Raw genomic sequence first — 24,963 nt, 5'->3', positions numbered from 1 at the left:
CTCCTAGTTTGCAGTTCGTTGAACCGACATATTGTTCTTTATTGCTTTTTCAGTTCGCTCGATTTCTTCTACAGTAATATAATAATCAGTGTCATATTGGAATGAACGAGTAATTAATGTTAAGGCAACACCAATTAATCCGATGACTCCCATCCAAATCCAATCAAACGTAAATCCAAAACCAGCAATAAAGAAGAAGCAAGACATGATGAAAGGAATACCAGTATTTTTTGGCATATGAATCGGTTCATATTTCACTGGTTCAGGTTTATAGCCTTCTTTTTTCATTTCTTCTTTTTGATACCACCAAGCATCCTTGCCATTTGCTTTTGGTAAAATCGCAAAGTTATAAACTGGAGGAGGGGATGGAATTGACCATTCTAATGTACGGCCATCCCAAGCATCACCGGTTACATCACGTTCACCGTGTTTAATACTATAAAGAATTTGCCAAACTTGGAAGACGAAACCGATACCCATAAAGAATGCACCAACTGTAGAGATTAAGTTAAGCGGTGCCCAACCCATATCCCAACCTGCTGATTGGTTATACGTATAAATACGACGAGTCATACCCATAAATCCAAGTGCGTACTGTGGCATAAAGCATACATAGAAACCAATTTGCCACAACCAGAATCCCCATTTTCCTAAACGTTCGTTTAACTTAAAGCCGAATAGTTTTGGCCACCAATAATATAGACCAGCAAGGTAGCCGAACACTACACCACCGATTAATACTTGGTGGAAGTGGGCAATCAGGAAGTAACTGTTATGGTATTGATAGTCTGCTGGGGCAGCTGCAAGCATAACGCCTGTTGCACCACCAACAAGGAAACAAGGTACGAATGCATAAAACCAAAGCATTGGCTGTGATAAGCGAACACGTCCGCGGTACATCGTAAACAGCCAGTTAAAGATCTTAACACCTGTTGGGATCGCAATGATCATCGTACAAATCGCAAAAACAATATTTACGTCCGCACCGGCACCCATTGTAAAGAAATGGTGCACCCAAGTGTAATAAGAAACAACAGAGATGGCAATCATAGAGAATACCATTGAACCATAACCAAAAATACGTTTCTTCGAAAATGTAGCAACAATTTCAGAGAACACACCGAAAGCAGGTAATACAACAATATAAACTTCTGGGTGACCCCACATCCAAATCAAGTTAACCCATAACATTGGGTTACCGCCGGCAGTCATTGTAAAGAAGTGTCCACCAAGCATGCGGTCAATCGTTAACATGATTAAAGTAACAGTCAAAATAGGGAAAGCACCTAAAATAGCAATTGATGATGCTAAAACAGACCATGAAAATAACGGCATATCTTTTAAGCGCATTGATGGTGTACGCATTTTTAAGATGGTAACAACAAAGTTAATACCTGTTGCTAAACTTCCGATACCCGAAATTTGAATTCCCCAAATCCAGAAGTTTTGACCAGGACCCGGGCTAAATTGACTTTCAGATAAAGGTGGATAAGATAGCCAGCCGGCATTCGCTGAACCACCGATTACAAAGGAAATATTAAAGAGCATTGCTCCAATAAAGAATAACCAAAAGCTGACTGCGTTTAACATTGGGTATGCAACGTCTCGCGCACCAATTTGCAATGGAACAACCATGTTAAATAAACCAAACATAAATGGCATCGCCATAAATAAAATCATAATCGTTCCATGCGTTGTGAAAATTTCATTATAGTGTTCAGATTCTAAGAAATGCATATCTGGAAATGCAAGTTGAATACGCATTAAGATTGCATCGACCCCACCGCGGAAAAGCATAAGCAAAGCGGCTAGGAGATACATAATACCAATTTTTTTATGGTCAACAGTTGTAATCCATTCTCTCCATAACCAACCCCATTTTTTGAAATAGGTGAGAGAAAATACAACCGCAATCATGGCTAAAACAATCGAAACATCGGCACCATAAATCATAGGATCGCCGGTGACAAAAAAATGCGAGTTATCCATTGATAATTTCCTCCTGTTAGTTTATTTTCCCATATCCATGCCAGGCATTGACTTCATTTCAGCACTATCACTCATGTTCATATGCTTCATGTGATCGTAGTAAATACCGCCGTTTTTGTTCACAATGTCTTGGAATAATCCCTTAGGATATGATGAAAAGCTTAACTCTTTCTCTGTACTTGGTTTGGATAATTTGTCATAACCAGCTTTTGTTAAGACAGGGGAGCTTTTCTTAATACCTTCTGCCCATTTATCAAAATTAGCTTGAGTAACTGATTTCACTCTAAATTGCATATGAGCGAATCCTTTACCAGTAAAGTTGGCTCCGGAACCGAAGTATTCTCCAACTTTATCAGCCTGCAGCCATAAGCCCATGGACATTCCCGGCATGGTATATTCCTGACCGCCTAATTGAGGAATCCAGAAGGAATTCATCGGCGCATCCGAAGTTAAAACAAATTGAACCGGAACGCCTGCTGGAATTTCAGCATAATTTACAGTTGCAATTTTTTTATCAGGATAGGTAAACATCCATTTCCAATCCAATGAAGTTACTTGGACCACCATTGGTTTCACATCTTTAACTGGTGGTTTTGTTAAATTCAATGTTGTTTTTGCAGTAAATACACCTAGAATCGCAACGATGACTACCGGAATTCCCCACCATACGATCTCCAAAATTTTGCTATCAGCCCATTCAGGTTGATAGGGAGCTTTGTTGTCTGGCTTGTCTCGATATTTAACAGCAATATAAATGAAAATACCTATTACCGGAATAATGACAACAGCACATAAAACAGCAGAAATAATAATTAAATTTAACTCTTGATGGGCGACCGGACCTTTCGGGTCAAGGACGATAAAATTACTTTTATCACACCCTGCTAAAAGAACCATACCCAAAACTGCTAAAATACCATATTTAGCAAATTGGTTCCATTTACTCAATGTAAGTACCCCTTTCGTTCTAATTTGTTTTTTACTTATATAACGTTGCAATGTAAAAAAGCTATACAAATATACCAAATATATAGCCGTTTGAGTATATGTTTTTAAATCTTTCACATTTTTGTCACAAAAAGTTCACTTTTGGAATCAAGATTTTTCCTTTCATGTAAATCGTTATTTGAATCGCCAGTTTATTTCCATTTAATGAACTAAAAAAGGCCTTCCTTAAAATAGGAAGACCTTTCTACATTAATTTGTTTTTATCTTATGAACTGATTTTACTTTTTCTTTAACGGCTCATGCTCCTCGGACATTTCCATTCCATATGCAAGCCGGTCCGGAATGGCATTCCTCTTGTTGCTGTCCTCTGGTATGGAACGATGCAGCAACCGGTGAACGAAATACTCACCAGCCGTAATAATTATAGCTGAAATCAAACTTCCCCAAGCGATTTGCATATAATTATCAAGAAGGACACTGCCAAAAATCCAAACAACCATATACGCCAGGATAAAATCTGCAATAAGAGTATTCTTATTTCCAATTTTTGAGAGCAAAATCCTGTCCCCAAGGTATGAAACAATTGTCATCATTACACTAAACCAAACAATATCCACCCATGTCGCATCGAAAAAAAGATCTAATGCCACTGCATAAGCAACAAGACAAGTTACAAATTTTACGATTATTGTCATTGGATTTTCTACCTCCTCAACTTTCATTTTTGACAATTTTATAAAATCCATTCATTCACTTACAGATTCCATTGGAAAATAAAGAGGAGTGGAAACTTATCATTAACTATATTATCCCTAATAATTAAGGCTGTCGGATCCTAGCAGCAGCCTTTTTACCAGAGAATTAACCTCTTATTCACCATTATTTTGACTATAATCCCAATATTTTAATGTTTCGGTGTGGTCGGTCGGAATTTCTTTGATCACTTTACCTTTATCATCCTTGTATACTTCATATTCCTGATAGGTTTCCACGAAGTATCCATCAACTTTTTCAACTTTTTCCAGTTTCTCTTCTAAATCCGGCCCTTCATCAGAAGGCGCGGCCGTTACAGGCCTAGCGACTTTTTGTTTGATCGCCGTTGCCGTGTAGGAGTGATTTTTATTAATAAACGAAAAAGGCGAATCAAGATAGGCTGCAAAAGCTAATAAGAAAAAAAGGGCTAGTATTGACGTGAATTGAGTGAAAGATTTCATGATTCCCGGCTCCTTTACCAATTACATCTTCATAACCCATTGTATGCATGTCCGAACGACATATGATTAATTTTAATTCACGGTTTTCGGACTCTGACTTTTTCCGAGTAGTAAAAACTTAATCTTTTATTTACCATTTTGTAATTAAATTATTACTAATAATAACTTAAAATAAAAAAGAATAATTTTTTTGTTAACTTGGCATTTACAAACCGGAGGTACGAGATGGAAAAGGTAAGTAGAAGAAGGAAAGTACGTTGGAAAAGAGTATTTGGACTGTTTTTTATATTGATGATTATTTTTATCGGCACTTATTCATTTTATCAATATAAGCAAGGGATTTCGATTGCAGAGGCTGGAAGTAACATAACGAATAACAAACAGGCTGACACGTTTAAAGGAACGGAAGTAAAGTTTGGAAAAATCAATGTTCTTCTTTTAGGAAGCGATTCACGAGGTGAGAAGCATTCAAGAACAGATTCGATTATGATTGCCCACTATGATCAAAATTCTCATCAAGCAAAATTAATTTCGATTATGCGAGATACATATGTGGATATACCAGGTCACGGAAAGCAAAAAATAAATGCAGCCTATGCCTTTGGTGGGCCGGAGCTTTTACGACAAACCATTGAGGAAAATTTTAATATTGATGTAAATTATTTTGCCATGGTCGATTTTAAAGGATTTTCCAAGGTGGTAGATGTTATCGCACCTGATGGAATTGAAGTGGATGTTCCGCATCAAATGAAGTATGGAATTGGAATAACGTTAAACCCTGGGAAGCAAACGCTGCATGGGGATAAGTTATTAGGATATGTCCGGTTTAGACATGATAACCAAAGTGACTTCGGCCGGGTAGAGAGGCAGCAAGAGGTTATCGCTAAATTGGAGGATCAGGCATTAAGTATGGGAAGTATTGTCAAGATTCCTAAGCTATTAGGAGTTATCAATCCTTACATTGAAACCAATATCGATTCATCCACTTTATTTTCTTTGGGGAAGGATTTGATTACGAATCAATCCTCTAACATACAAACACTTCGCGTCCCAGTCGATGGTTCCTTCACTAATGAACGATTTGATAATGTAGGAGATGTGCTAAGTATTAATCTCGATGAAAATAAGGCCGCAATCGAAAAATTTTTAGGCCCAACTACTAACAGCTAATAACCATGAAAAAAGCTAATCGATTTATTCGGTTAGCTTTTTTTGTAGATAAGAACCTAGTGAAAGCGCCGTTTCAGCAGGCTGGACAAAACTGTACACTATATTAATAAGTGTTGAAAGGAAATCCAGCTCATGCAAATACTTGTAATATAAGGCAGGTGAAAGGAATTGTACTTGGTCGGTTTCTATTCTCCAAAAGCAAAATCAGGTGTAACGGAATTGTCATTATCCGTTTATCAATGGCTAAAAACGAACACTACGCTATCTGCTGCATTTATTTCATATGGAACTTTAGAAAAAGAAGAAAATTCAAATGAGTTAATTCATGAATTCTCAAAATTATCTCTAACAGAAAAAAAGCGAAAAATTAAAGAAATGAAAAAGGAATTCGACATTATCATTTACGATGCATCTAGTCAGCTATCAGAAGGGGTGTTGAACCTGTTACCCATTGTCGACCGCCTATTTGTAGTTGGGGAAGAACATCGGGATTTTGCTGTAAAACTTCAACAAATTATTGAATTTGATAAAATTTTTGATAAGCGCGTAAAAAATTTTATTACTCATTTAAAAGGAAATAAAACCTATATCATCCGTGAAAGTAAGGAAAACCATGTTATTGGTTTTAATCATTCAAATAAAGAAACAAATGATATTGGTCAAATGATTTATACAGATTATGTCATCTATTATCTAAATAAAAAGCTAATAGAAAAAAACGAAAAAGTTTACAAAAAAATTAAACAAATACCAAAAGATGAATTATCGATCGGCTTATATGAATTAGGGATTGATTTTGAAAAAGCACTATTATTTCATAACTTTATCTATTTGCGGGAAGCATTAGGCCAGGAATATAAAGAATCACTCGAAACGCTATTTCCTCAATTAATCCAATCCTCTTTCGAAGAATTTTTAGACAAGTTCCGAAATGAATTATTATTTTTTACCCAATTTAAAAAATAGCCATTCTGATTTCTATAAAATTTCTTTCCCTTGATTTTTTTTAACTTAAATCATAATCAAAGAACTAGAAAAGCAGGAACCTCTTTAGATTCCTGCTTTATTAGTTGTATTTCTTAATTTAATTGCTGGGCGGTAGACTTGGAAGAGAATCAAGGCCAACACTGAGATGACAGCTCCTGAAATATAGGGCATGCCAACGGTAATTGAAAATAACCAACCACCAAGTGGTGGACCGACTATCCTGCCTAATGAATCAAAGGAGGACAGCAAACCCGTCAAACTACCATGCCCGGCTGAGGAAGATTTTGTTAGTAGTGAGGAAACACTTGGACGTATCACACCATTTCCAATTCCAAAAATCGTTAAATAAATAGCTGCCGTTAGAAAACTATGTACCAGTAAAATGAGTCCAAAGCCAATCCCCGAGAGGAGGATGCCTCCTTGAATAACTACCCTTTCTCCATATTTTTTCGTTAACCTGCCAACCAATCCGCCCTGAATCATAGCGCTAGCGAACCCCATAATCATAAATACATACCCAAGTTCTCTTGTATCCATACCTGCCTTTTTGGCAGCGAAATAAGCAAAAGTTGCTTCTAAACCTGAAAGTGATAAAGAAATCAATAATTGCATAACAAATAAAATGGATGTTGGACCACTAAAAGCCTGAAACAAGGATGGTCTTTTTTCAACCGATTTCTTCTTTGATGATTCTTTTAGTAATAAAAATACAAGGATTAAGGTAATAAAGGAAGAACCACTGGCAAGCAAAAATGGAAGTCCTAAGCTTATTTTTGAAAAAATCCCACCAACCGCCGGTCCAAAAACAAAGCCAAGACCTGTTGCAGCTCCAATAATCCCCATTCCTTTACCGCGATTTTCTGCTGTTGTGATATCAGCGACATAGGCCATTGCGGTGGGCATATTGGCAGAAGAGAGCATACCGCCAAGAATTCTTGCTGCAAACAGCATCCATAATTGCGTCGACAGCCCCTGGATTAAAAAAGAAATCCCAAGACCCGCAATTCCAATCATCATTACCGGTTTACGGCCGAACCGATCTGAGATCCGTCCCCAGATGGGGGCAAAAATCAGTTGCATGAAGGAATAAACCGCCATTAAAAGTCCCAGTTCTGTAGGCGTAGCCCCGATTTGTTCAACGTAAAACGGGAGGACAGGGATGATGATTCCGAAACCAATCATCACTAAAAACATAACAAAAAATAAAATCGGCAAAGCACTTTTTGTTTGCAAAAAATCAACTCATTTCTGTTTGAAAATATCTACTCTAAGGATAAAGGAACGCAGCTCTATTAGCAATTTAATACATGTTTTTCAATGTCTTTCGAAGCTGCAATAGTCTATTTCCGAAAATAACAATTCATAATTATGCAAAAGTTTGTTATGATTACCATACAAAAATGGATATGGGGATGATGGAAATGTAAATAAAGTAGGTATCAGCTTGTTAGCGATTGCTAGCATATTGAAAGCGTAGTTCATCACTATGCTAACTGAAAGAGGGGAGAAAGTTGATTCATAATTTTTATCTATTTATTATTATGTGTATTGTACTAATTATCTTGCCGGGTCCTGATACGGCCATTGCAACAAAAAACACGCTTACTATTGGTAAAAACGGGGGATTAAAAACTGTATTTGGCACCTGCTGTGCTCTGATGATTCATACAACAGCTGCTGTGGTCGGGCTGTCAGCAATCATTGTAAAATCTGCCATGGTCTTTTCAATTTTTAAGTTTGTTGGCGCGATTTATTTGTTTTACTTAGGTGTAAAAACTCTCTGGTCATTAAAAAATAATAAAAACTTAGTAGAGAACGAAATCCTTCCGAAAAATAACTATCAAGGAAAGTCTTGTTTTAAACAGGGATTTTTAACGAACTTATTAAATCCAAAAGTTGCGGTATTTTTCTTAACTTTTTTACCTCAGTTTGTCGAGGTGAACAGCACTACATTTATTCCATTTCTTTTAATGGGAATTACCTATACCATTTTAACTATTATCTGGTTCTTATTTTATATTTCGTTAATTAATCAAATTAGTGCATTTATTAAAAGACCTTCCATCAACAGGGCCATGGAAGGTATAACTGGACTCGTTTTAATAGTATTCGGATTAAAATTAGCTTTCGAAAAAGCAAACTAAAAAGCAGCGGACTTCCGCTGCTTTTTCATATAGTCTAAGAATTTATAAATTGCTTTGAGAATGGTCCAGCTCCGGCGCCTACGCTTTTCTTATACTGTTTGTTTTTGTGACCACTCTTCGACATTCCAAACCTTCGTGACCCATTCCTCGTAAAAATCTGGTTCGTGGCAAACAAGAACAACTGTTCCTTTATAGGCTTTTAATGCACGCTTTAATTCTTCCTTAGCGACTACATCCAGTGATTCGTCGGCTCGTCAAATAAAATCCAGTTACTTTCATTCATCATCAGCTTACAAAAGCGGACTTTTGCCTGCTCACCACCACTTAATTGGTTCATCGGGCGGGAAATATGCTCATTTTTTAAACCGCAGCGGGCAAGAGCTGCACGAACTTGATGCTGATCTATCGAAGGGAACGCGTTCTAAACATCGTCAATTGGTGTAATATTTCCTGCCTTTACTTCCTGTTCAAAGTAAGAAGGGAAGAGGAAATCCCCGAGTTCCACATTGCCGGCAAGAGGATTTATCTTTCCAAGCATTGTTTTAAGCAAGGTGGATTTTCCAACACCGTTACAACCAATAATCGCCACTTTTTCACCGCGTTCAAGAGTCATATTCATTTTCGGCAGAAGCGGGTGGGAATAGCCAATTTCTAAATCATTTGCTTCAAACACATAGCGGCTGCAGCTCCGTGATTCCTTAAATTCAAAAGTAGGTTTCATTGCGGTTTCCGGTCGGTCAATTCGCTCCATGCGGTCCAATTGCTTTTGACGGCTTTTTGCCCGGCCAGTAGTGGAGTAGCGCGCCTTATTTCTCGCAATAAAATCTTCTTGCTTTTTAATAAAATCTTGCTGCTTTTCATAGGCATTAATATGTTGATTTTTATTAATTTCCGCCAATTCAAGAAATTTTTCATAGCTTGCAGTGTAGCGTGTAATCTTGGAAAATTCCAATTGAAAAATAACATTTGATACTGGATTCATAAACTCCGTATCATGGGATATAAGAATAAATGCGTATGGATAATCCCCTTTAAATAGGAGGTTAACCAACGAATATGCTCAACATCCAAATAGTTGGTAGGCTCGTCAAGTAAAAGAACTTTAGGCTGCTCCAAAAGAAGTTTTGCAAGTAAAACCTTTGTACGCTGTCCACCACTTAATGCAGCGACATCACGATCTAAACCAATTGCATCCAGTCCCAGTCCTCTTGCTGCCTCTTCAATTTTAATATCCGAGGAATAAAATTCGCTCGCATCCAGGGCATCTTGGATTTCACCCATTTTTTCCAATAGAACTTCAAGTTCTTCAGGTGTGGCATCTGCCATTTGCGCTGTTACTTCATTTAATTCATTTTCTTTTTCTTTTTCAAAAAGAGGCAAGAATGCATCACGCAATACATCACGCATTGTTTTGCCAGGTGTCAGCACTGTATGCTGATCTAAATAGCCATAATGAACACCAGGAGTCCACTCTACACGGCCGCTATCGTGAATCAATTGTCCTGTAATAATATTCATTAACGTGGATTTACCGACACCATTCGCGCCGACAAGTCCAACATGGTCTTCTGCTAATAATCGAAAGGAAACATCTTTAAATAAAGTTCGGTCTCCAAATGTATGGGATAAATTTTCAACATTCAATAAGCTCATTTTAATCGGAATCCTCGCTTTGTTAAGATTCAATACATTATACGATCATACTCAATTTTCGAGAATTCGACTAGATTTTAGCGGATAAAATTCATTGGAATTTATACTTTTTTTATGCTTTTATAAGCAAACGGAAGGAAGGCATTGGATGGCATTAAAGCCGGAAACATCAACATTAATGCAGACGCCTGTAGACATTAAATCATCGATATTTTCATAATTCAATTGGGAGCAGGGGGAACAAATCGGTTTGTCTAATGGGTGAATCAATCTATAAAAAACAGACTGCCAATAATATAGGCAGCCTGCACCTCTATAAATATACTTAAATTTATTGAGCCGCGTCATGTTGCTGTGTTTTGCCATTATAGAAAAGTTTTTCTAGCTGAATCGGATTTTCTTTTGCACTTATTTCATTTGGTATTATTTTATAGACAGCTGTACGGCTCCCAAGCGAAGAACGGTATTTGTCCACATGTGAACTTGAAAGGGCCTTCTCATAATATCCCGGCACATATTTATCAAGCATTTTTTGCATGGCCCTGACTGCTTCATCTAGATCCACAACTAATTCTGCCTCACCAAAAACAATTACACTCATATAAGCTGTGTCAGTTTTTGCGGGAACAGGGTGGGTTAGTGTTCCCTGATTCGCACTTACCGTAAAGCAGGCAGTTGCATTTTCCGCAATGATATGAACCTTTCTTCCTTCAGCTGCTCCATGAAAATAAATGGTCCCATCCATCCAAACATAATTAAGTGGAATCACATATGGCATTTTACCATCAGCCAATCCTAAAAATCCGGTTTTTTCTTGTTCTAAAAATAAATGAATTTTTTCCTGATCCTTACATTCTAACCCTTTTTGTCTGATTGGTATCATCTCTATCTCTCCTTATATTTTCGTGTTATACTCATTTTAAAAATGAATTGTCCTTGTTAAAAGTGACAGATTTCCATAATTTTATAGGGACAGAAGAGGCGAGAAACGTGTGCTTAACACCATTTATTAAAAAGGAAGATCTGAATCCTATTTATTTACAAATTTATCAGTATTTTCGAGAAAAAATAGAAAATGGAGAGCTCTCTGCCGGGACAAAACTTCCATCCATCAGGCAGCTTTCTCAATCAACAAATGTAAGTAAAAATACAGTTGAACTTGCTTATCAGCAGCTTGTGGCAGAAGGTTATATTGAAGGTAGGGAAAAGAAAGGATTATTTGTTCTTAAATTGGACGATTATCAATTCCCCATTGGAGAAAATATTTCTCGAACTACATTAAAATACCAAAAAGATGAAAAAATAGAAAAGAAGTTTATTGATTTCCACTATGGCGATATTGATTTAGAACATTTTCCTCATAAGACTTGGAAGAAATGTTTAGTCGATGCATTGGAAATTCCAAGCCAAGAAGTATTCTCATATGGCAACAAGAAAGGACATCTCGGACTAAGAAATGAAATTGTACAATATCTTTTTCAAGCCAGGGGAGTACAATGTTCCCCGGACCAAATAGTTCTCACCGCAGGAACGCAAATAGCCACCCAACTGTTATGCCAGTTGCTATCCTTAAGAAATAACAGGGTTGCATTGGAGAATCCCGGATATGATGGGGTTCGCCATGTCTTTGAAAGTCAACAATGTAAAATAAAACCTGTTTCGCTTAAGGAGGATGGAATTTGCATAGAAGAGCTTGAGAATAGTTCTGCCCGATGTGCGTATGTAACCCCTTCACATCAGTTTCCAATGGGAATGGTCTTGCCAATTCAGAAGAGAATCAAGCTATTACAATGGGCAGAGGAAAATTCCAGCTATATTATTGAAGATGATTATGATGGAGAGTTCCGTTATCAGGGGCAGCCGATCCCATCTTTAAAATCACTAGATACAAATGGTAACGTCATTTATCTTGGAACCTTTTCAAAGGCATTCCTTCCTGCAGCCCGTGTAAGTTATCTTGTATTACCCGAAAAATTACTGGAACGATTTCAATCTGAATTTAATTTTTACAATCAGGCCGTTTCACCCTTCATTCAGGAAGCACTTTTCCAGTTAATGAAGAATGGTCATTTTAACCGGCATATTCGAAAGATGAGAAAAATTTATCAATCGAAACAAAAAGTGCTGCTGGAGGCAATCCGAAAATTTTTGGGAGAGGATGTCCAAGTAATTGGGCAAAAGGCGGGACTACATTTATTACTAAATTTTAATAAAAATGATCCTATAAATCTAGTAAAGCAGGCGGAAAAATTGGGAGTAAAGATTTATTTGACAGAACCGTACTGGTATCAGAAAACCTCAGGTTCCAATCAGCCTATAATCATCGGGTTTGGAGGATTATCAGAAGCAGACATTCAAGCCGGTATTCAAAAATTGGCCATTGCTTTGAAGAAATATTAACCATTATTCTCTTTTTTAAAAACAATTGGATAGAGTTTAAACAATCCACAATCCCTCCTTCCTGTCCATATACTATGGTATATCGATAGGAAGGAGGAGCGGTCGATTGACCATTCATAAAGACGGTCCTACTATCGGAACGGTATCGGGAGGAATTGTCAATTTTGGCGGAGCGGTCACTATTGCACCGATCTCCATAACAAAGACAATCACTGGTTCAGGCGACGGCAACACGGGATCATCTGTTACCACCAACTCAGGTTTAAGTTCTGCCAATCAACAGACCATTTCTGAGATTTTAAATGCAATAAGGACGATGCTTTAATAAATGCATCGTCCCTATTTTTACATTCAAATATTGGTAAATATATCTTGAGGCTATTATCCTACCAATGTATAATACTATTGAACTAAATAAAGGGGAGTGAGGGAATGTTTAAAAAAATTGTTTCATTTTTGGCTATTACCTGTTTGCTTGTAATCTTAGTACCGAGTTTTTCTAGAATTGATCATGCTGCATCTACACAACCTACATACAATATATGGGTTTCAAAGAAAAATTTTTATAAGTCACCTACAAGTAGACTTTCTGAAGGAAACATAAGTAAGAATTATTTTGAAGTTAAAGAAGTTTGGTTTTATATTAATACAGAAATCGGTTGGAAATGGGTTCAATTTAAAAGTAGCCAAAAAAGCAACTTCTCACTACAAAATGATGAGTTATATATAAAGAACAAAACTTCATTAAGACATAAGGTTTTAGATACAACACAGAAAGCAGGCACAATCTCTAATAAGTGGTCACAAGTTGGAAGGGTATGGTATTTAGTAAACACAAAAACAAAAAAGGGAAATCAATGGATCACGTATTCCAATTCGCCAAATGTTAACGAATACGCACCAGTGGGTGGAAAGCTTTTTTATGGTCCAAAGCCATTTAGAATTAACTATTCACCTGAAGGAAATGATGTAAGTAAAATAACAGTTAAGCTTAATTCTAATTCGAATGAATATTTTGATTTTCACTATGATAAATCTAATGGGTTGAAACTTGAAAATATAAAAGCAAGTTATGAAATTGATAATTACTCCATTAGTAAAGATTTAGCCATATCACCTGGAGACAATATTGTAGCAACACAAGAATGGTATAGTTCATTGTTTAATGAAGACCATGTGGAAACTTTTATCATTAAAGTAATTAGAATGACTGATAATTATGCTGATGTTGAAATTAGAGCATATACAAAAGAAAAATAAAAATACTTTTAACTCGGTGCCTTGGCATCGGGTTTTTTATTTTTTAGCGGCTGAAATTGTCATTCTTTTTTTGAAGTATTGTAAAGTAAGGGGTAATTCCCTATATTGGATTATTTTAAACATTTAGAAAAAATAATACAAACTTCCTATCTATATGGTAATATTTAGCTATACATAATTAAGAGGGGATTAAATGAAAAAAGTAGTATCGTATATTTTAATGCTTGTATTGTTTGTTTCAATACTTTCTTCACCACAAAGTGCATTTGCGAAAAAAGTAAACTGGGGAAACATGAAAGTTGAGAGATGGCAAGTAGGTAAAATTGATGTAATAAAACCAACAGATATTTATATGGTTAAAAATAACAAACTTGTTTATTATAAAAAAGCGAAGGCTAAAAGCGTTTATCGTGTTTATGGAACTAATAACTCCTACAAAAGTTACCATATCGGTTCGGGGCATTTTATTAAAACTAATTCAAAAACAATTAAATATACAAAAGTTCCAGATAGTATAATTAAAGAAGTAAAAGCAGATTATTCTTATGCTGCTAGGGGGTTTTATTGGGGAGATTCCAAAAGTGACGTTAAAAAGATTGAAATGGCAAAGTTAATTACTCAAGATAAAGAATTTCTTATTTATAAAACAAAAAGATATGGTTATGATGCAAAGTTGGTTTATTATTTTTCTGGTAATGAATTGAGAATGGTATATTATAAGCTAGATTTAAATGAGGATTATCAAACTTGGAATGAAATGGGCTATCTTATTGATGACATTGCATACGAAGTAAAAAAAGCAGAAAGCCTACCGGAAGGTGATTTCTCAACAAATGACATTGATACCTTACGTTACATGTGGAATTTAAATTCTAGAATTATACTCTTAATAGTTGATGATCAAAAATCAACAACAAACGCAACAGTCGCTTACTATCCGAAATGATTAATTTTTAATTATTCTACCCGTCATATTCGATGGGTAGTTTTTTATTTTAATGAAAGGGTTATATATAATTGAAAAATTGTTTTACAAGAAAAAGCAAAAGTTATTGTCATAATTGCTGAAAATGCCACTCTTTTTTGAATGTATATTTTTTGGAAAATATAATCAATATTATTCTTAGCTGGGTTACCTAAACCTTGGTTCCTACTTTAAAAATCCATCCTTAACCAAAACCACCTGCAACCAATACGGTTAAGGATGGTTTCCAACTTATATTATTCCCACCCAAATGGTAAATGATTTACATTTTATTACCACCAAATCTTGAAAAGTTCTCATGGTACAATTTATCATGAGGTGTTTTAAATGTTTGTCTCACCAATGCTACTACACAAAATTGATCATCCATTTGACGATGATAACTATATAACAGAATTAAAACTTGATGGGTTCCGTACCATATGGACGAAATTTAATAATAAAGTAAAAATCTATACTCGTCATAATAACGAAATTACATCTAAGTTTCCCGAATTAATAAACCTTCCTGTACCAGATGGCACTGTTTTGGATGGAGAGATTATAGTTACTGACAATCAAGGGAAACCTGATTTTGAAGCTGTAATGGAAAGATTTATGAGTAGGAAATCAGGGCATGAAATTTCTTACAGTGTATTCGATATTATATATTTTAACGGGGCTAAGGTAAACAACTTACATTTACTTGAACGAAAAGAAATACTTAAAAAAATTATTCCTGAAGATAGTAGATTACTGAATAAAGTCCAGTGGGTTGAAGGTAATGGGGTTCAATATTTTGATTTAATTAAGCAGCATCAGCTTGAGGGAATTGTGCAAAAGAAATCAGACTCCAAGTATCAAATTAATAAGCGTTCAAACGATTGGATAAAAGTGATAAATTATCAGTATCAAGATGTCTATATTTCAGGGTTAAGGAAAGATGAGTTTGGATTGTTACTAATCTTTGAGAATGGTAAATATGCTGGATTAATGGAGTTTATACCTACTCCAAATCGTAAAGAATTTTATAAACAGTATAGGGACTATATTATAGAAGAAAATGATAAATTTATTTATCTTGATCCAAAATTGAAACTAAAAGTTAAATATAGAAATTTAACGGAAAAGGGACTCCTAAGAATCCCAAGTTTCGTGGAATGGAATAGTTAGAGAGTGGCTATAGGTCGCTCTTTTTGTATGAGTTTGTCCAATCAATTTTAATTTATTTTCATCTTCTATAATAGATAAGTATTAGGGAGATGTTTAATATGGAAGATGTAATTCTCACTATACGGGAAAAAGAAATATTCGAGTTATTGGTACAGGATAAGACCACAAAGGAAATTGCTGAATTACTTTTTATCAGTGATAAAACTGTACGTAATCACATTAGCAATGTAATACAAAAGCTTGGTGTAAAGGAAAGAGTACATGCTATTTGTAAATTGGTCAGATTAGGAATACTTCGAATTTAGTAAAAAAGGATTAGAATCCCAAGTATCATGGAATGGGTTAGTTAAAGAGTGTCTAAATGTCTCTCTTTTTTTGTAACTTCTGGATTTGAGTATTGACTTTCATACTTAGTAGCGAGCTATTCTCGTCTAACCATTCCAGCACTTCAACTTGATCATAACGAATTACCCTATAACTAACTTTATGATGTGGTAAACCTTCCTTTCGCAAGCGCCATAGAGTTTGTCTGCATATATTCAATTGCTGTTCTAACTCTTTAGCCGTTAACATTATCTATCCTACAAAATTTTCTAATTTCATTATGTGCTAAATTCACATTATGTATTATATATACGCCCGGACAAAATATGCTATATAATCCAAGCAACGCCACCAAACGGTAAGCAAGAAGGGGGTATTGGGGAGGATAATAAAATAGAAGAAAAAGAGGTAAAGACATGGATTAAAAGACTAACGCTAATTTTAGTTTTAGTAAAGACCCTAAAAAAATAAACTAGCCAAGGATGGATTTACTATCTTTTTCACGGAGGTATTTGTGGGTTTCAATTGTCAAAAATGAAGAAAGAGAAAAGACGGTACATAAAGTATCGTCTTTTCTTAATAATTATCTTAATTTCCCACGCCGTTTTACTTTTACCAATGGGCTGTACAATTCATGTTGATTTTTAATTATCTGTTCATCAAAATGAACGTACTTCTTAGTCGTGGAAATTTGGCTATGTCCAACAATAGCCTGTACAGCAAACATAGATGCACCTGAAGCTAACATTTCAGTTATTGACTGCCTTCTAAAATCATGGCAAGTGAAAGGTTTTGTTAATACCAGCTTTTTTAACGTATCTCTTTAAATTCCTTCTAAAAGTATCTTCAGCCATTTGCTCTCCATACCAGTTTAAAAACAACATCTTGCTGTCAAAGTGTGTTTGGTTTTCTGTTATTAGTTCAATAAGCATCTTGATTACTATGCCTGATAACGGAATAATTCTTGATTTTCTGCCTTTAGTTTTTTCAGCAGGTAATACAATTCTTCTTCCACTTAAATCAATATCATCAACTGATAAGTTTATTGCTTCTTTTATTCGAAGTCCCGTGTCATAAAGGAGATACATGATGCATTTATCACGAAATTGAGGAAACTGACTTGTATCTGGGACATTTAATATTTTTTGAATTTCCTCTTCATTAAGAGGGGTGAAAATCCGTTCATCATCTTTAATTAATTTCACATGTTCTGGAGAGTTGATGTTTGTCATTTCTTCCTTAAATAAGAAGTTATAAAAAGTTTTTAGAAATCTTAACCGAGCATTTGTAGTTTGAATAGATAATCCATATTCTTTTGTTTTGTAATTAAAATGTTTTTCCCATAAGTAATGGACATAAATTCTAACTAACTGTACTGTCAATTGATCAACGGATTTAATTTCTGGATAAAATTCATTTAACCAATTTTTAAAAAAGTTAAAATGCTCTTTATAACCAATTAAAGTAGGCTTACGTAATCCTTCTGCCTTTTTAGAAGACAAGAAGAATTCGTAAGCCTGTTCAAAAGTAAATGTTACTGAGTTGCTTTCTTCATTTGCAGCTCTACTTGTCAAACGTTTTCTTTTCATTTCGTCACTTTCATTTGTAATTTTCGTTAAGAAAATGTAGGCGACATTCCGACGTATTTTTAATGAAAATATGTTGGATATAAACCGTTATGAAGCTTTTACTTTAACACTTTGAGAAACTACTTGATTTTGTTTTGCCGGCTTCAAAACATTAAAGATAAGGTTTAAGAAAATAGACGTTAAGCTTCCAGCAACAATTCCACTGTTCGTAAGAATTTTAATGCCATCTGGAAGATGTTTAAATAAATCTGGTACTGCTGTTACACCCAAGCCCATACCGACCGAACAGGCAATAATCAATAGGTTTTCCTGGGAACTAAAGTCGATTTTGCTAAGCATTTTGATTCCGGAAGAAACCACCATTCCGAACATGGCAATCATCGCACCGCCAAGAACCGATGTAGGAATCACTGTTGTTAACGCAGCGATTTTGGGTACAAAACCAAGAAAAACAAGGATTCCGGCCATTGTATAGATGACCTTTTTGCTTTTCACACCTGAAAATTGAACAAGCCCAACGTTTTGTGAATATGTCGTATATGGAAATGAATTAAAGAAAGCGCCTAGGATACTTGCAAGACCTTCAGCACGATACCCTTTGACTAAATCCTTTTCCGTTAATTTTCTTCCAGTAATATCACTTAAAGCAAAATATACACCGGATGACTCAATCAGACTAACAATTGCTACCAGTGTCATAGTAATGATTGGCGCCAATTCAAAAGATGGGGCAGCAAAATGTAAGGGAGTTACCATATGGAACCAGGAAGCCTCTCCTACAGCAGTGAAGTTTACTTTTCCCATTAATGAAGCTGCAATCGTACCAGCAATCAAACCTAAAAGAATCGAAATCGAACGAATAAATCCTTTAGAGAAACGGTAAAGCAAAATAATGAACAATAATGTCCCGAAAGCAAGCGAAAGATTCGAAACAGAGCCAAAATCAGGGCTCCCTTGTCCACCGGCAACGTTATTCATCGCAACGGGTATTAAGGTGAGACCAATAATCGTGACAACCGACCCAGTTACAACTGGAGGGAAGAAGCGAATTAATTTTCCGAAAAAGTTTGCAATCAAAATCACAATAAGACCAGAAATAAGAATGGAACCATAAACGGCAGATAGACCATACTGACTGCCAATAGCGATAATTGGTCCAACCGCAGTAAATGTACATCCAAGCACAATCGGAAGTCCAATTCCAAAAAAGCGATTCTGCCATACCTGCAACAATGTAGCAATTCCACTTGTTAAAATATCGAGCGAAACAAGATAAGCTAATTGTTTACCTGAAAAATGAAGTGCACTGCCGATGATTAACGGAACGATGACTGCTCCTGCATACATTGCCAATACATGTTGAATACCTAAAGAAGCAATTTTAAATGAATTTTGTTTCATTAGACTAACTCCTCAACTTTTTCATTTACGAAGATTACTTCTCCGTTTGAAAACTTGGCAATTCTTGCTAATGATTCAACCCTTAAACCAAGATCCTTTAATTTTTGGGCTCCCGGCTGGAAGGATTTTTCAATGACAATGCCAATTCCGGCTACTTTTGCATTTGCCATCTCAACTAAATTGACTAAGCCAAGTGCTGCCTCACCGTTTGCAAGGAAGTCATCGATTATGAGGATTCGGTCATCCTCGGAAATATATTTTTTTGAAATGGAAATATCATTGGATTCCTGTTTGGTAAAGGAATACACTCTAGTTGTCAAAAGTGCTTCAAACAAGGTCAGGGATTTACTTTTTTTCGCAAACACCACCGGAACATTCATATGCAATCCTGCCATAATAGCCGGAGCAATCCCTGACGTTTCAATGGTTACAATTTTCGTGATTCCTTCACTGGCAAAAAGCGATGCAAATTCTTTCCCGATTTCATTCATTAAATTTGGATCAATTTGATGATTCAAAAAAGAATCCACTTTTAAAACATTTTCATTGATGACATTTCCATCCACTTTAATTTTTTCTTCCAGTAATTTCATCGGTTAAACCTCCTAAAATGTTAAAAGCCCAAAGGTCCGCTCACATCAAAAGTTGAGTGAGGCAATGACCTTTGGGCCTTCTATTCCAAGAGGAATCAAGAAGTGCACCATTCGAAAGAATAGCGCGATTCATTACCTACTCATAGTCAGATTGTTTTCGGCAATCCGGTAGAAACTTGCAGGCCATATCCCTGCGATTATATGAGTGAAACGGATTAAATTTATTCACATTATAACCACGATGATAAGAGAAAATCAATCCTTTTTTGATGAAAAAACGAATAATATTTTATTTTTGAAAATTATCGTTCGTGTTTATAAAGTTATAATCAGAGCATAGTAGGTGATTGAATATTCATTCATTTTCCGTTATGATGAAAAGAGAGTATTTTATTCAGAAAATTCTAAATTGAAAAGGGGAAAAAGAATGAACAAATCCATTCCGGAAAACTGGTGGACACAATTGCGTTTACCGGTTATCTCTGCACCAATGTTTTTAGTATCAGGACCGGAGTTAGTAAAAAATTGCTGTTTAAATGGAGTCATTGGTTCCTTTCCATCCCCAAATGCCCGGCCAATTGAAGTACTCGATCAATGGATGGGGCAATTAAATAAGGAATTAGCGGCCGCCAGGAATCAAAATCCGAACCGGAAAATTGCACCTTGGGCAATGAACATGGTTGTACATAGCTCCTATGGCAGGCTTCAGGAGGAACTGGAACTAATCAAAAAACATCAGCCACAACTTGTAATCACATCATTAGGCAGCCCTAAAGTCGTTGTTGACATCGTACATGAATACGGAGGACTGGTCTTTTCAGATGTAAGTGATGTGAAGTTTGCTAAAAAGGCAGTAGAAACAGGTGTGGATGGACTAATTCTAGTTGCTAGCGGGGCAGGAGGACATGCTGGTCAAATCAACAACTTTGCTTTTGTTGACATGGTTCGCTCCTTCTGGGATGGTATTATCGTACTTGCCGGGGCCATTTCAACAGGTAAAGGGATTCTTGCCGCACAAGCAGCCGGAGCGGACCTTGCGTATATGGGAACTAGATTTATTGTGGCAACAGAGAGTATGGCGCGTGATGAATACCGAGATATGCTCGTAGAAGCTACTCAAGAAGATATCATGTTAACCGATGCCTTTTCAGGCGTGAACGCAAATATGCTAATCCCGAGCATCGTTAAGGCAGGTCTCGATCCGAAACAACTTGTGAAAAAAGAAAAAGTTGAATTCAATCATATGCAAAAAGAATCAAATGCCAAAGCGTGGCGGGATATTTGGTCCGCAGGGCACGGCGTAGGAGCCATTGATAAAATCGAATCGGCTGGTGAAATTATTGAACGTTTAGAGACGGAATACCTTGATGCCCTTCAAAAGGTTAACAAAGCTGCTGAAAACATAACAGGCCAAAAAATCAATTAAATATGTTAAAAGAACCTATCCAAGCAGATAGGTTCTTTTATTTTTCACTAAAATTATTTTTATATAATGAAAATTCAAAAGATTTATACAAAATTGCTTTGAACAAATATCCTGTATTTGAATTGGTTACACTAAAGAAGCAAATAAAAAATTTTTAAAAAATGTCCTCTGGATATGAACATTTTTCAAAAAGTATGATAAAGTAATTAACAAGAATGCTTTTATATAGGTGATTTAGCTGGTTTTAACTGTCCGCTTCCAGTAGACAAATGTACACAGGATAACGACACAGTCCAGCTTAAATGATTGGGAGGTATTGAAATGTCTAGTCGAATTTTAGAACAATTTTTAAATGAAAATCTAGAAGAATTAAAAGGAAAAGGTCTATACAATGTTATTGACCCTTTAGAAAGTCCGAATGGTCCTGTCATTACTATAAACGGTAAAGAACTTGTGAATCTTTCCTCTAATAATTATTTAGGGTTGGCAACAGATGAGCGCCTAAAACAAGCTGCAAAAGAAGCACTTGAGCAGTATGGCGTCGGCGCCGGTGCAGTCCGTACCATTAACGGAACACTTAAGCTCCATTTGGAATTGGAAGAAAAATTAGCTGAGTTTAAGCATACAGAAGCAGCCATTGCCTATCAATCAGGTTTTAATTGTAATATGGCAGCGATTTCAGCTGTTATGGATAAAAATGATGCGATTCTTTCAGATGAATTAAACCATGCCTCCATTATTGATGGCTGCCGGTTATCAAAAGCGAAAATTATTCGTTTTAACCACTCTGATATGGAAGATTTACGTGCGAGGGCGAAAGCAGCAAAGGAATCAGGTCTTTACAATAAAATTATGGTTATTACCGATGGGGTCTTCTCAATGGATGGGGATGTAGCCTTATTACCTGAAATCGTAAAAATTGCCGAAGAATTTGATTTGATTACCTATGTCGATGATGCTCATGGATCAGGTGTCCTTGGCGAGGGTGCAGGTACGGTTAAGCATTTTGGATTATCCGATAAAATTGATTTCCAAATCGGAACGCTTTCAAAAGCCATCGGGGTTGTAGGCGGCTATGTGGCCGGAAAGAAAAATTTAATTGACTGGTTGAAAGTACGCAGCCGTCCATTCCTTTTTTCAACCTCATTAACCCCTGCGGACGTGGCAGCAAGTAAAAAATCAATTGAAATTTTAATGGAAAGCACAGAATTGAATCAAAAGCTTTGGGAAAACGGAAATTATCTGAAAAAAGGCTTAAAGGAATTAGGTTTTAATATCGGTAATAGTGAAACACCAATCACTCCTTGTATTATCGGTGACGAATCGTTAACACAAGAATTTAGTAAGCGGTTGAATGAAGAAGGCGTGTACGCTAAGGCAATCGTGTTCCCAACAGTGCCACAAGGAACAGGCCGTGTTCGGAACATGCCAACAGCTGCGCATACAAAAGAAATGCTGGATAAGGCCATTGCGATTTACCAAAAGGTTGGTAAGGAAATGGGTGTCATTTAATTCTTTCACTAAACATCATGGCGAAGAGGATGGAGATTTTATGAAAAAGATTTTAATAACGGGTGCATTAGGCCAAATTGGTTCTGAATTAACCATGAGACTTAGAGAAATTTATGGTGAGGACAATGTCATTGCGACAGATATTAAAAAAAGCGACAACTTAACTGTCGAAAGCGGCCCATTCGAAATTTTAGATGTGACGGACGGGAAGCAAATGGTTGAAATTGCAAAAAAATATAATGTGGATACCATTATGCATTTAGCTGCATTGTTATCCGCTACCGCTGAGGCAAAGCCATTGTTTGCTTGGAACTTAAACATGGGCGGGCTCATGAATGCACTTGAAACCGCAAAAGAGGTAAATGCCCAGTTCTTCACTCCAAGTTCAATCGGTGCATTTGGTCCAACAACTCCTAAAGATCAAACACCTCAGGATACCATTATGCGACCAACAACGATGTACGGAGTAAACAAAGTCGCAGGAGAGTTATTGGCGGATTACTATAACCAAAGATTCGGTGTGGATACACGCGGGGTCCGTTTTCCGGGGTTAATTTCCTATGTAGCTCTGCCAGGCGGGGGAACTACTGATTATGCAGTTGAAATTTACTACGAAGCGATAAAAAATGGTCGATACACATCTTATATTAATAAAGGAACCTACATGGATATGATGTATATGCCGGATGCTCTGAATGCCATTATTGATTTAATGGAAGCTGATTCTTCAAGCTTAATACACCGTAATGCTTTTAATGTGACGGCAATGAGTTTTGCACCGGAGGATATCGCAGCAAGTATCACGAAGTACATTCCTTCCTTTAAGATGACCTATAATGTGGATCCGGTTCGCCAAAAAATTGCTGACAGCTGGCCAAACTCAATTGATGCTACTGCTGCAAAACAAGAATGGGGCTTTAAAGTGGAATACGATTTAGACAAAATGACAAAAGATATGCTTGATAAATTATCACAGAAACTGCAAATAAGAAAGATGGCATAAACCCTACAAAAAAAGCGAAGCAAAAAATGCTTCGCTTATTTTTTTACATAAATGAGTTTTTCTTTTTCCTCTGTTACCCGTCCGATGATGGAAGCAGTGGAAAAGCCATTTGAATGAAGTTTATCGATATACATTTCTGCCTCTGTTTCATTTAATGAAATAAGAAGTCCGCCGGATGTGATGGCATCACAAAGGACCAGTTGTTCATCTGGATTGATTTCTTCATAAACTACATCATTCTGAAGCCATTTATGGTTGGATTTAGAACCTCCTGGGACAACCCCGTTTTTGGCTAACTCCATTGCTCCTTCAAGAATTGGAACCTGGGATAACGAAATTTCGAAACTTACACCGCTGCCGCGAGCCATTTCGCTTCCGTGACCGAGCAGTCCAAAACCAGTGACATCCGTTACAGCATTGGGATGGAATTTGGCTAAAACCTCTGCAGCTATTTTATTGAGCAATGCCATCGTTTCGGTTACAGTTTGTTCTTGCTCCTTGGTAACAGCATTTCTTTTGATTCCCGTTGTAAGGATTCCAACGCCGATTGGTTTGGTAAGAACGAGAACATCACCAGGTTTTGCCCCAATATTTTTCCATATTTTGTCCGGATGTACTATTCCAGTTACGGATAAACCAAATTTAGGCTCCTGGTCATCAATGGAATGGCCTCCTACTGTAAGAGCACCCGAATCTTTTACCTTATCCGCCGCACCACGTAAGATTTCGGAAAGCATTTCCGGACCAAGTTTTTTGATCGGGTATCCGACAATATTCATAACCGTTTTTGGCTGTCCGCCCATGGCATAAACGTCACTTAAGGCATTAGCCGCTGCAATTTGCCCAAACATATATGGGTCATCCACAATTGGAGTAAAATAATCCAAGGTTTGTATCAATGCAATAGAGTCGGTTAATTGAAATACACCGGCATCATCTGAAGTTTCATTTCCAACCAGTAGCTCCGGTACTGGATCTTGTTTTGGTAATTGACGCAAAACTTGCGCCAGGTCCTCAGGACCAATTTTGCAGCCTCAACCGGCTTTTGTTGATAATGAAGTTAGGCGAATTTTTTCTTGTTCACTCAAACTTGTCCACCTCCATTTACTTAGTATAACTCTTTCCTATTCGTTGCGCACGAATGGTGCAAAATAATTGCGGAAGGATAAGGGGTAGGATAAAATGTTTTTACTATCTTGATGTAGCAAATTAG

Annotated in this window: 25 protein-coding genes, 1 pseudogene and 1 riboswitch; of the genes and pseudogenes, 12 read left to right on the top strand and 14 right to left on the bottom strand. The window is 36.5% G+C overall.

The features are described from left to right. Positions 1–3: 3 nt before the first annotated feature. From BIV60_RS14395 to BIV60_RS14380, 4 genes are all read right to left on the bottom strand, one after another. Positions 4–1,989, bottom strand: a complete 1,986-nt coding sequence (locus tag BIV60_RS14395) for a cbb3-type cytochrome c oxidase subunit I (RefSeq protein ID WP_071356430.1) — start codon at positions 1,987–1,989, stop codon at positions 4–6. 21 nt (positions 1,990–2,010) lie between these two features. After that, positions 2,011–2,937 (bottom strand): ubiquinol oxidase subunit II, encoded by a 927-nt coding sequence (locus BIV60_RS14390; protein WP_256218417.1) that lies wholly within the window; start codon positions 2,935–2,937, stop codon positions 2,011–2,013. 278 nt (positions 2,938–3,215) lie between these two features. Next, positions 3,216–3,632, bottom strand: coding sequence for a YndM family protein (locus BIV60_RS14385; protein ID WP_071356429.1), 417 nt, complete (start codon positions 3,630–3,632; stop codon positions 3,216–3,218). Positions 3,633–3,806: 174 nt separating this feature from the next. After that, positions 3,807–4,151 (bottom strand): hypothetical protein, encoded by a 345-nt coding sequence (locus BIV60_RS14380; RefSeq protein ID WP_071356428.1) that lies wholly within the window; start codon positions 4,149–4,151, stop codon positions 3,807–3,809. Positions 4,152–4,376: 225 nt separating this feature from the next. Here BIV60_RS14380 and BIV60_RS14375 point away from each other — a divergent pair, with 225 nt between their 5' ends. Then, positions 4,377–5,321: an LCP family protein gene (locus tag BIV60_RS14375; RefSeq protein WP_071356427.1), complete on the top strand. Its 945-nt coding sequence runs from the start codon at positions 4,377–4,379 to the stop codon at positions 5,319–5,321. A gap of 168 nt (positions 5,322–5,489) precedes the next feature. Further along, complete coding sequence (locus tag BIV60_RS14370; protein ID WP_071356426.1) at positions 5,490–6,287, top strand: hypothetical protein; 798 nt, start codon at positions 5,490–5,492, stop codon at positions 6,285–6,287. An 84-nt stretch (positions 6,288–6,371) separates the two neighbouring features. Here BIV60_RS14370 and BIV60_RS14365 read toward each other — a convergent pair whose 3' ends face one another. Further along, entirely contained in the window at positions 6,372–7,541 is a 1,170-nt protein-coding gene (locus BIV60_RS14365; protein WP_071356425.1) for an MFS transporter, read from the bottom strand. A gap of 278 nt (positions 7,542–7,819) precedes the next feature. Between BIV60_RS14365 and BIV60_RS14360 the strand changes: the two genes are divergently transcribed. Continuing rightward, positions 7,820–8,452, top strand: a complete 633-nt coding sequence (locus BIV60_RS14360; RefSeq protein ID WP_071356424.1) for a LysE family translocator — start codon at positions 7,820–7,822, stop codon at positions 8,450–8,452. 89 nt (positions 8,453–8,541) lie between these two features. Here BIV60_RS14360 and BIV60_RS14355 read toward each other — a convergent pair. The 3 genes and pseudogenes from BIV60_RS14355 to BIV60_RS14350 form a co-directional block, all read right to left on the bottom strand. Then, a pseudogene (locus tag BIV60_RS14355) lies at positions 8,542–10,105 on the bottom strand (ABC-F family ATP-binding cassette domain-containing protein). Positions 10,106–10,225: 120 nt separating this feature from the next. Beyond that, positions 10,226–10,453 (bottom strand): CotY/CotZ family spore coat protein, encoded by a 228-nt coding sequence (locus tag BIV60_RS28475; protein WP_256218416.1) that lies wholly within the window; start codon positions 10,451–10,453, stop codon positions 10,226–10,228. Next, the gene (locus BIV60_RS14350; RefSeq protein ID WP_177177310.1) at positions 10,437–10,988 is read right to left on the bottom strand and encodes a pyridoxamine 5'-phosphate oxidase family protein; all 552 of its coding nucleotides are present in this window, start codon (positions 10,986–10,988) and stop codon (positions 10,437–10,439) included. The genes BIV60_RS28475 and BIV60_RS14350 overlap by 17 nt, the downstream gene beginning before the upstream one ends. 107 nt (positions 10,989–11,095) lie before the next feature. Between BIV60_RS14350 and pdxR the strand changes: the two genes are divergently transcribed. The 6 genes from pdxR to BIV60_RS14320 all read left to right on the top strand — a co-directional run bounded on the left by pdxR (position 11,096) and on the right by BIV60_RS14320 (position 16,207). Further along, positions 11,096–12,505: a MocR-like pyridoxine biosynthesis transcription factor PdxR gene (gene pdxR, locus BIV60_RS14345; protein WP_071356423.1), complete on the top strand. Its 1,410-nt coding sequence runs from the start codon at positions 11,096–11,098 to the stop codon at positions 12,503–12,505. Positions 12,506–12,611: 106 nt separating this feature from the next. Continuing rightward, positions 12,612–12,830: a spore germination protein gene (locus BIV60_RS14340; protein WP_083402256.1), complete on the top strand. Its 219-nt coding sequence runs from the start codon at positions 12,612–12,614 to the stop codon at positions 12,828–12,830. 107 nt (positions 12,831–12,937) lie between these two features. Continuing rightward, positions 12,938–13,765 carry a hypothetical protein gene (locus BIV60_RS14335; RefSeq protein WP_071356422.1) on the top strand — a complete coding sequence of 276 codons (828 nt, stop codon included), beginning with the start codon at positions 12,938–12,940 and terminating at the stop codon, positions 13,763–13,765. 193 nt (positions 13,766–13,958) lie between these two features. Then, on the top strand, positions 13,959–14,711 hold the full coding sequence (locus BIV60_RS14330; RefSeq protein WP_071356421.1) for a hypothetical protein: 753 nt from the start codon (positions 13,959–13,961) through the stop codon (positions 14,709–14,711). A 366-nt stretch (positions 14,712–15,077) separates the two neighbouring features. Then, positions 15,078–15,902, top strand: a complete 825-nt coding sequence (locus BIV60_RS14325) for an ATP-dependent DNA ligase (RefSeq protein WP_071356420.1) — start codon at positions 15,078–15,080, stop codon at positions 15,900–15,902. A gap of 98 nt (positions 15,903–16,000) precedes the next feature. Further along, positions 16,001–16,207, top strand: a complete 207-nt coding sequence (locus BIV60_RS14320) for a helix-turn-helix domain-containing protein (RefSeq protein WP_371261536.1) — start codon at positions 16,001–16,003, stop codon at positions 16,205–16,207. Between the two features lie 52 nt (positions 16,208–16,259). Here BIV60_RS14320 and BIV60_RS30970 read toward each other — a convergent pair whose 3' ends face one another. The 5 genes from BIV60_RS30970 to BIV60_RS14300 form a co-directional block, all read right to left on the bottom strand. Then, entirely contained in the window at positions 16,260–16,475 is a 216-nt protein-coding gene (locus BIV60_RS30970) for a helix-turn-helix transcriptional regulator (protein ID WP_071356418.1), read from the bottom strand. A gap of 334 nt (positions 16,476–16,809) precedes the next feature. Continuing rightward, positions 16,810–16,983 (bottom strand): hypothetical protein, encoded by a 174-nt coding sequence (locus BIV60_RS30965; protein WP_371261537.1) that lies wholly within the window; start codon positions 16,981–16,983, stop codon positions 16,810–16,812. Between the two features lie 16 nt (positions 16,984–16,999). Then, entirely contained in the window at positions 17,000–17,815 is an 816-nt protein-coding gene (locus tag BIV60_RS14310) for a tyrosine-type recombinase/integrase (protein ID WP_071356417.1), read from the bottom strand. Between the two features lie 87 nt (positions 17,816–17,902). Then, positions 17,903–19,216, bottom strand: a complete 1,314-nt coding sequence (locus tag BIV60_RS14305) for a nucleobase:cation symporter-2 family protein (RefSeq protein ID WP_071356416.1) — start codon at positions 19,214–19,216, stop codon at positions 17,903–17,905. Beyond that, positions 19,216–19,809 (bottom strand): xanthine phosphoribosyltransferase, encoded by a 594-nt coding sequence (locus BIV60_RS14300; RefSeq protein WP_071356415.1) that lies wholly within the window; start codon positions 19,807–19,809, stop codon positions 19,216–19,218. The genes BIV60_RS14305 and BIV60_RS14300 overlap by 1 nt, the downstream gene beginning before the upstream one ends. A 123-nt stretch (positions 19,810–19,932) precedes the next feature. Then, positions 19,933–20,034: riboswitch (purine riboswitch) on the bottom strand. Between the two features lie 202 nt (positions 20,035–20,236). On the opposite strand from BIV60_RS14300, the gene BIV60_RS14295 reads away from it, so the two are divergent. The 3 genes from BIV60_RS14295 (at position 20,237) to BIV60_RS14285 (ending at position 23,750) form a co-directional block, all read left to right on the top strand. Then, entirely contained in the window at positions 20,237–21,235 is a 999-nt protein-coding gene (locus BIV60_RS14295; RefSeq protein WP_071356414.1) for an NAD(P)H-dependent flavin oxidoreductase, read from the top strand. 306 nt (positions 21,236–21,541) lie between these two features. Next, entirely contained in the window at positions 21,542–22,747 is a 1,206-nt protein-coding gene (locus BIV60_RS14290; RefSeq protein ID WP_177177309.1) for a glycine C-acetyltransferase, read from the top strand. Between the two features lie 40 nt (positions 22,748–22,787). After that, positions 22,788–23,750, top strand: a complete 963-nt coding sequence (locus BIV60_RS14285) for an L-threonine 3-dehydrogenase (RefSeq protein ID WP_071356412.1) — start codon at positions 22,788–22,790, stop codon at positions 23,748–23,750. A gap of 35 nt (positions 23,751–23,785) precedes the next feature. On the opposite strand, the gene selD is transcribed toward BIV60_RS14285, so the two are convergent. Beyond that, complete coding sequence (gene selD / locus BIV60_RS14280; RefSeq protein ID WP_083402254.1) at positions 23,786–24,838, bottom strand: selenide, water dikinase SelD; 1,053 nt, start codon at positions 24,836–24,838, stop codon at positions 23,786–23,788. Positions 24,839–24,963 lie beyond the last annotated feature (125 nt).

It is taken from the genome of Bacillus sp. MUM 116 (assembly GCF_001866655.1).
In the GTDB taxonomy this organism is placed as follows: Bacteria; Bacillota; Bacilli; order Bacillales; family Cytobacillaceae; genus Neobacillus.
The sequence above is the reverse complement of the archived record's forward strand: the minus strand, read 5'-3'. Positions and strand labels throughout refer to the sequence as shown.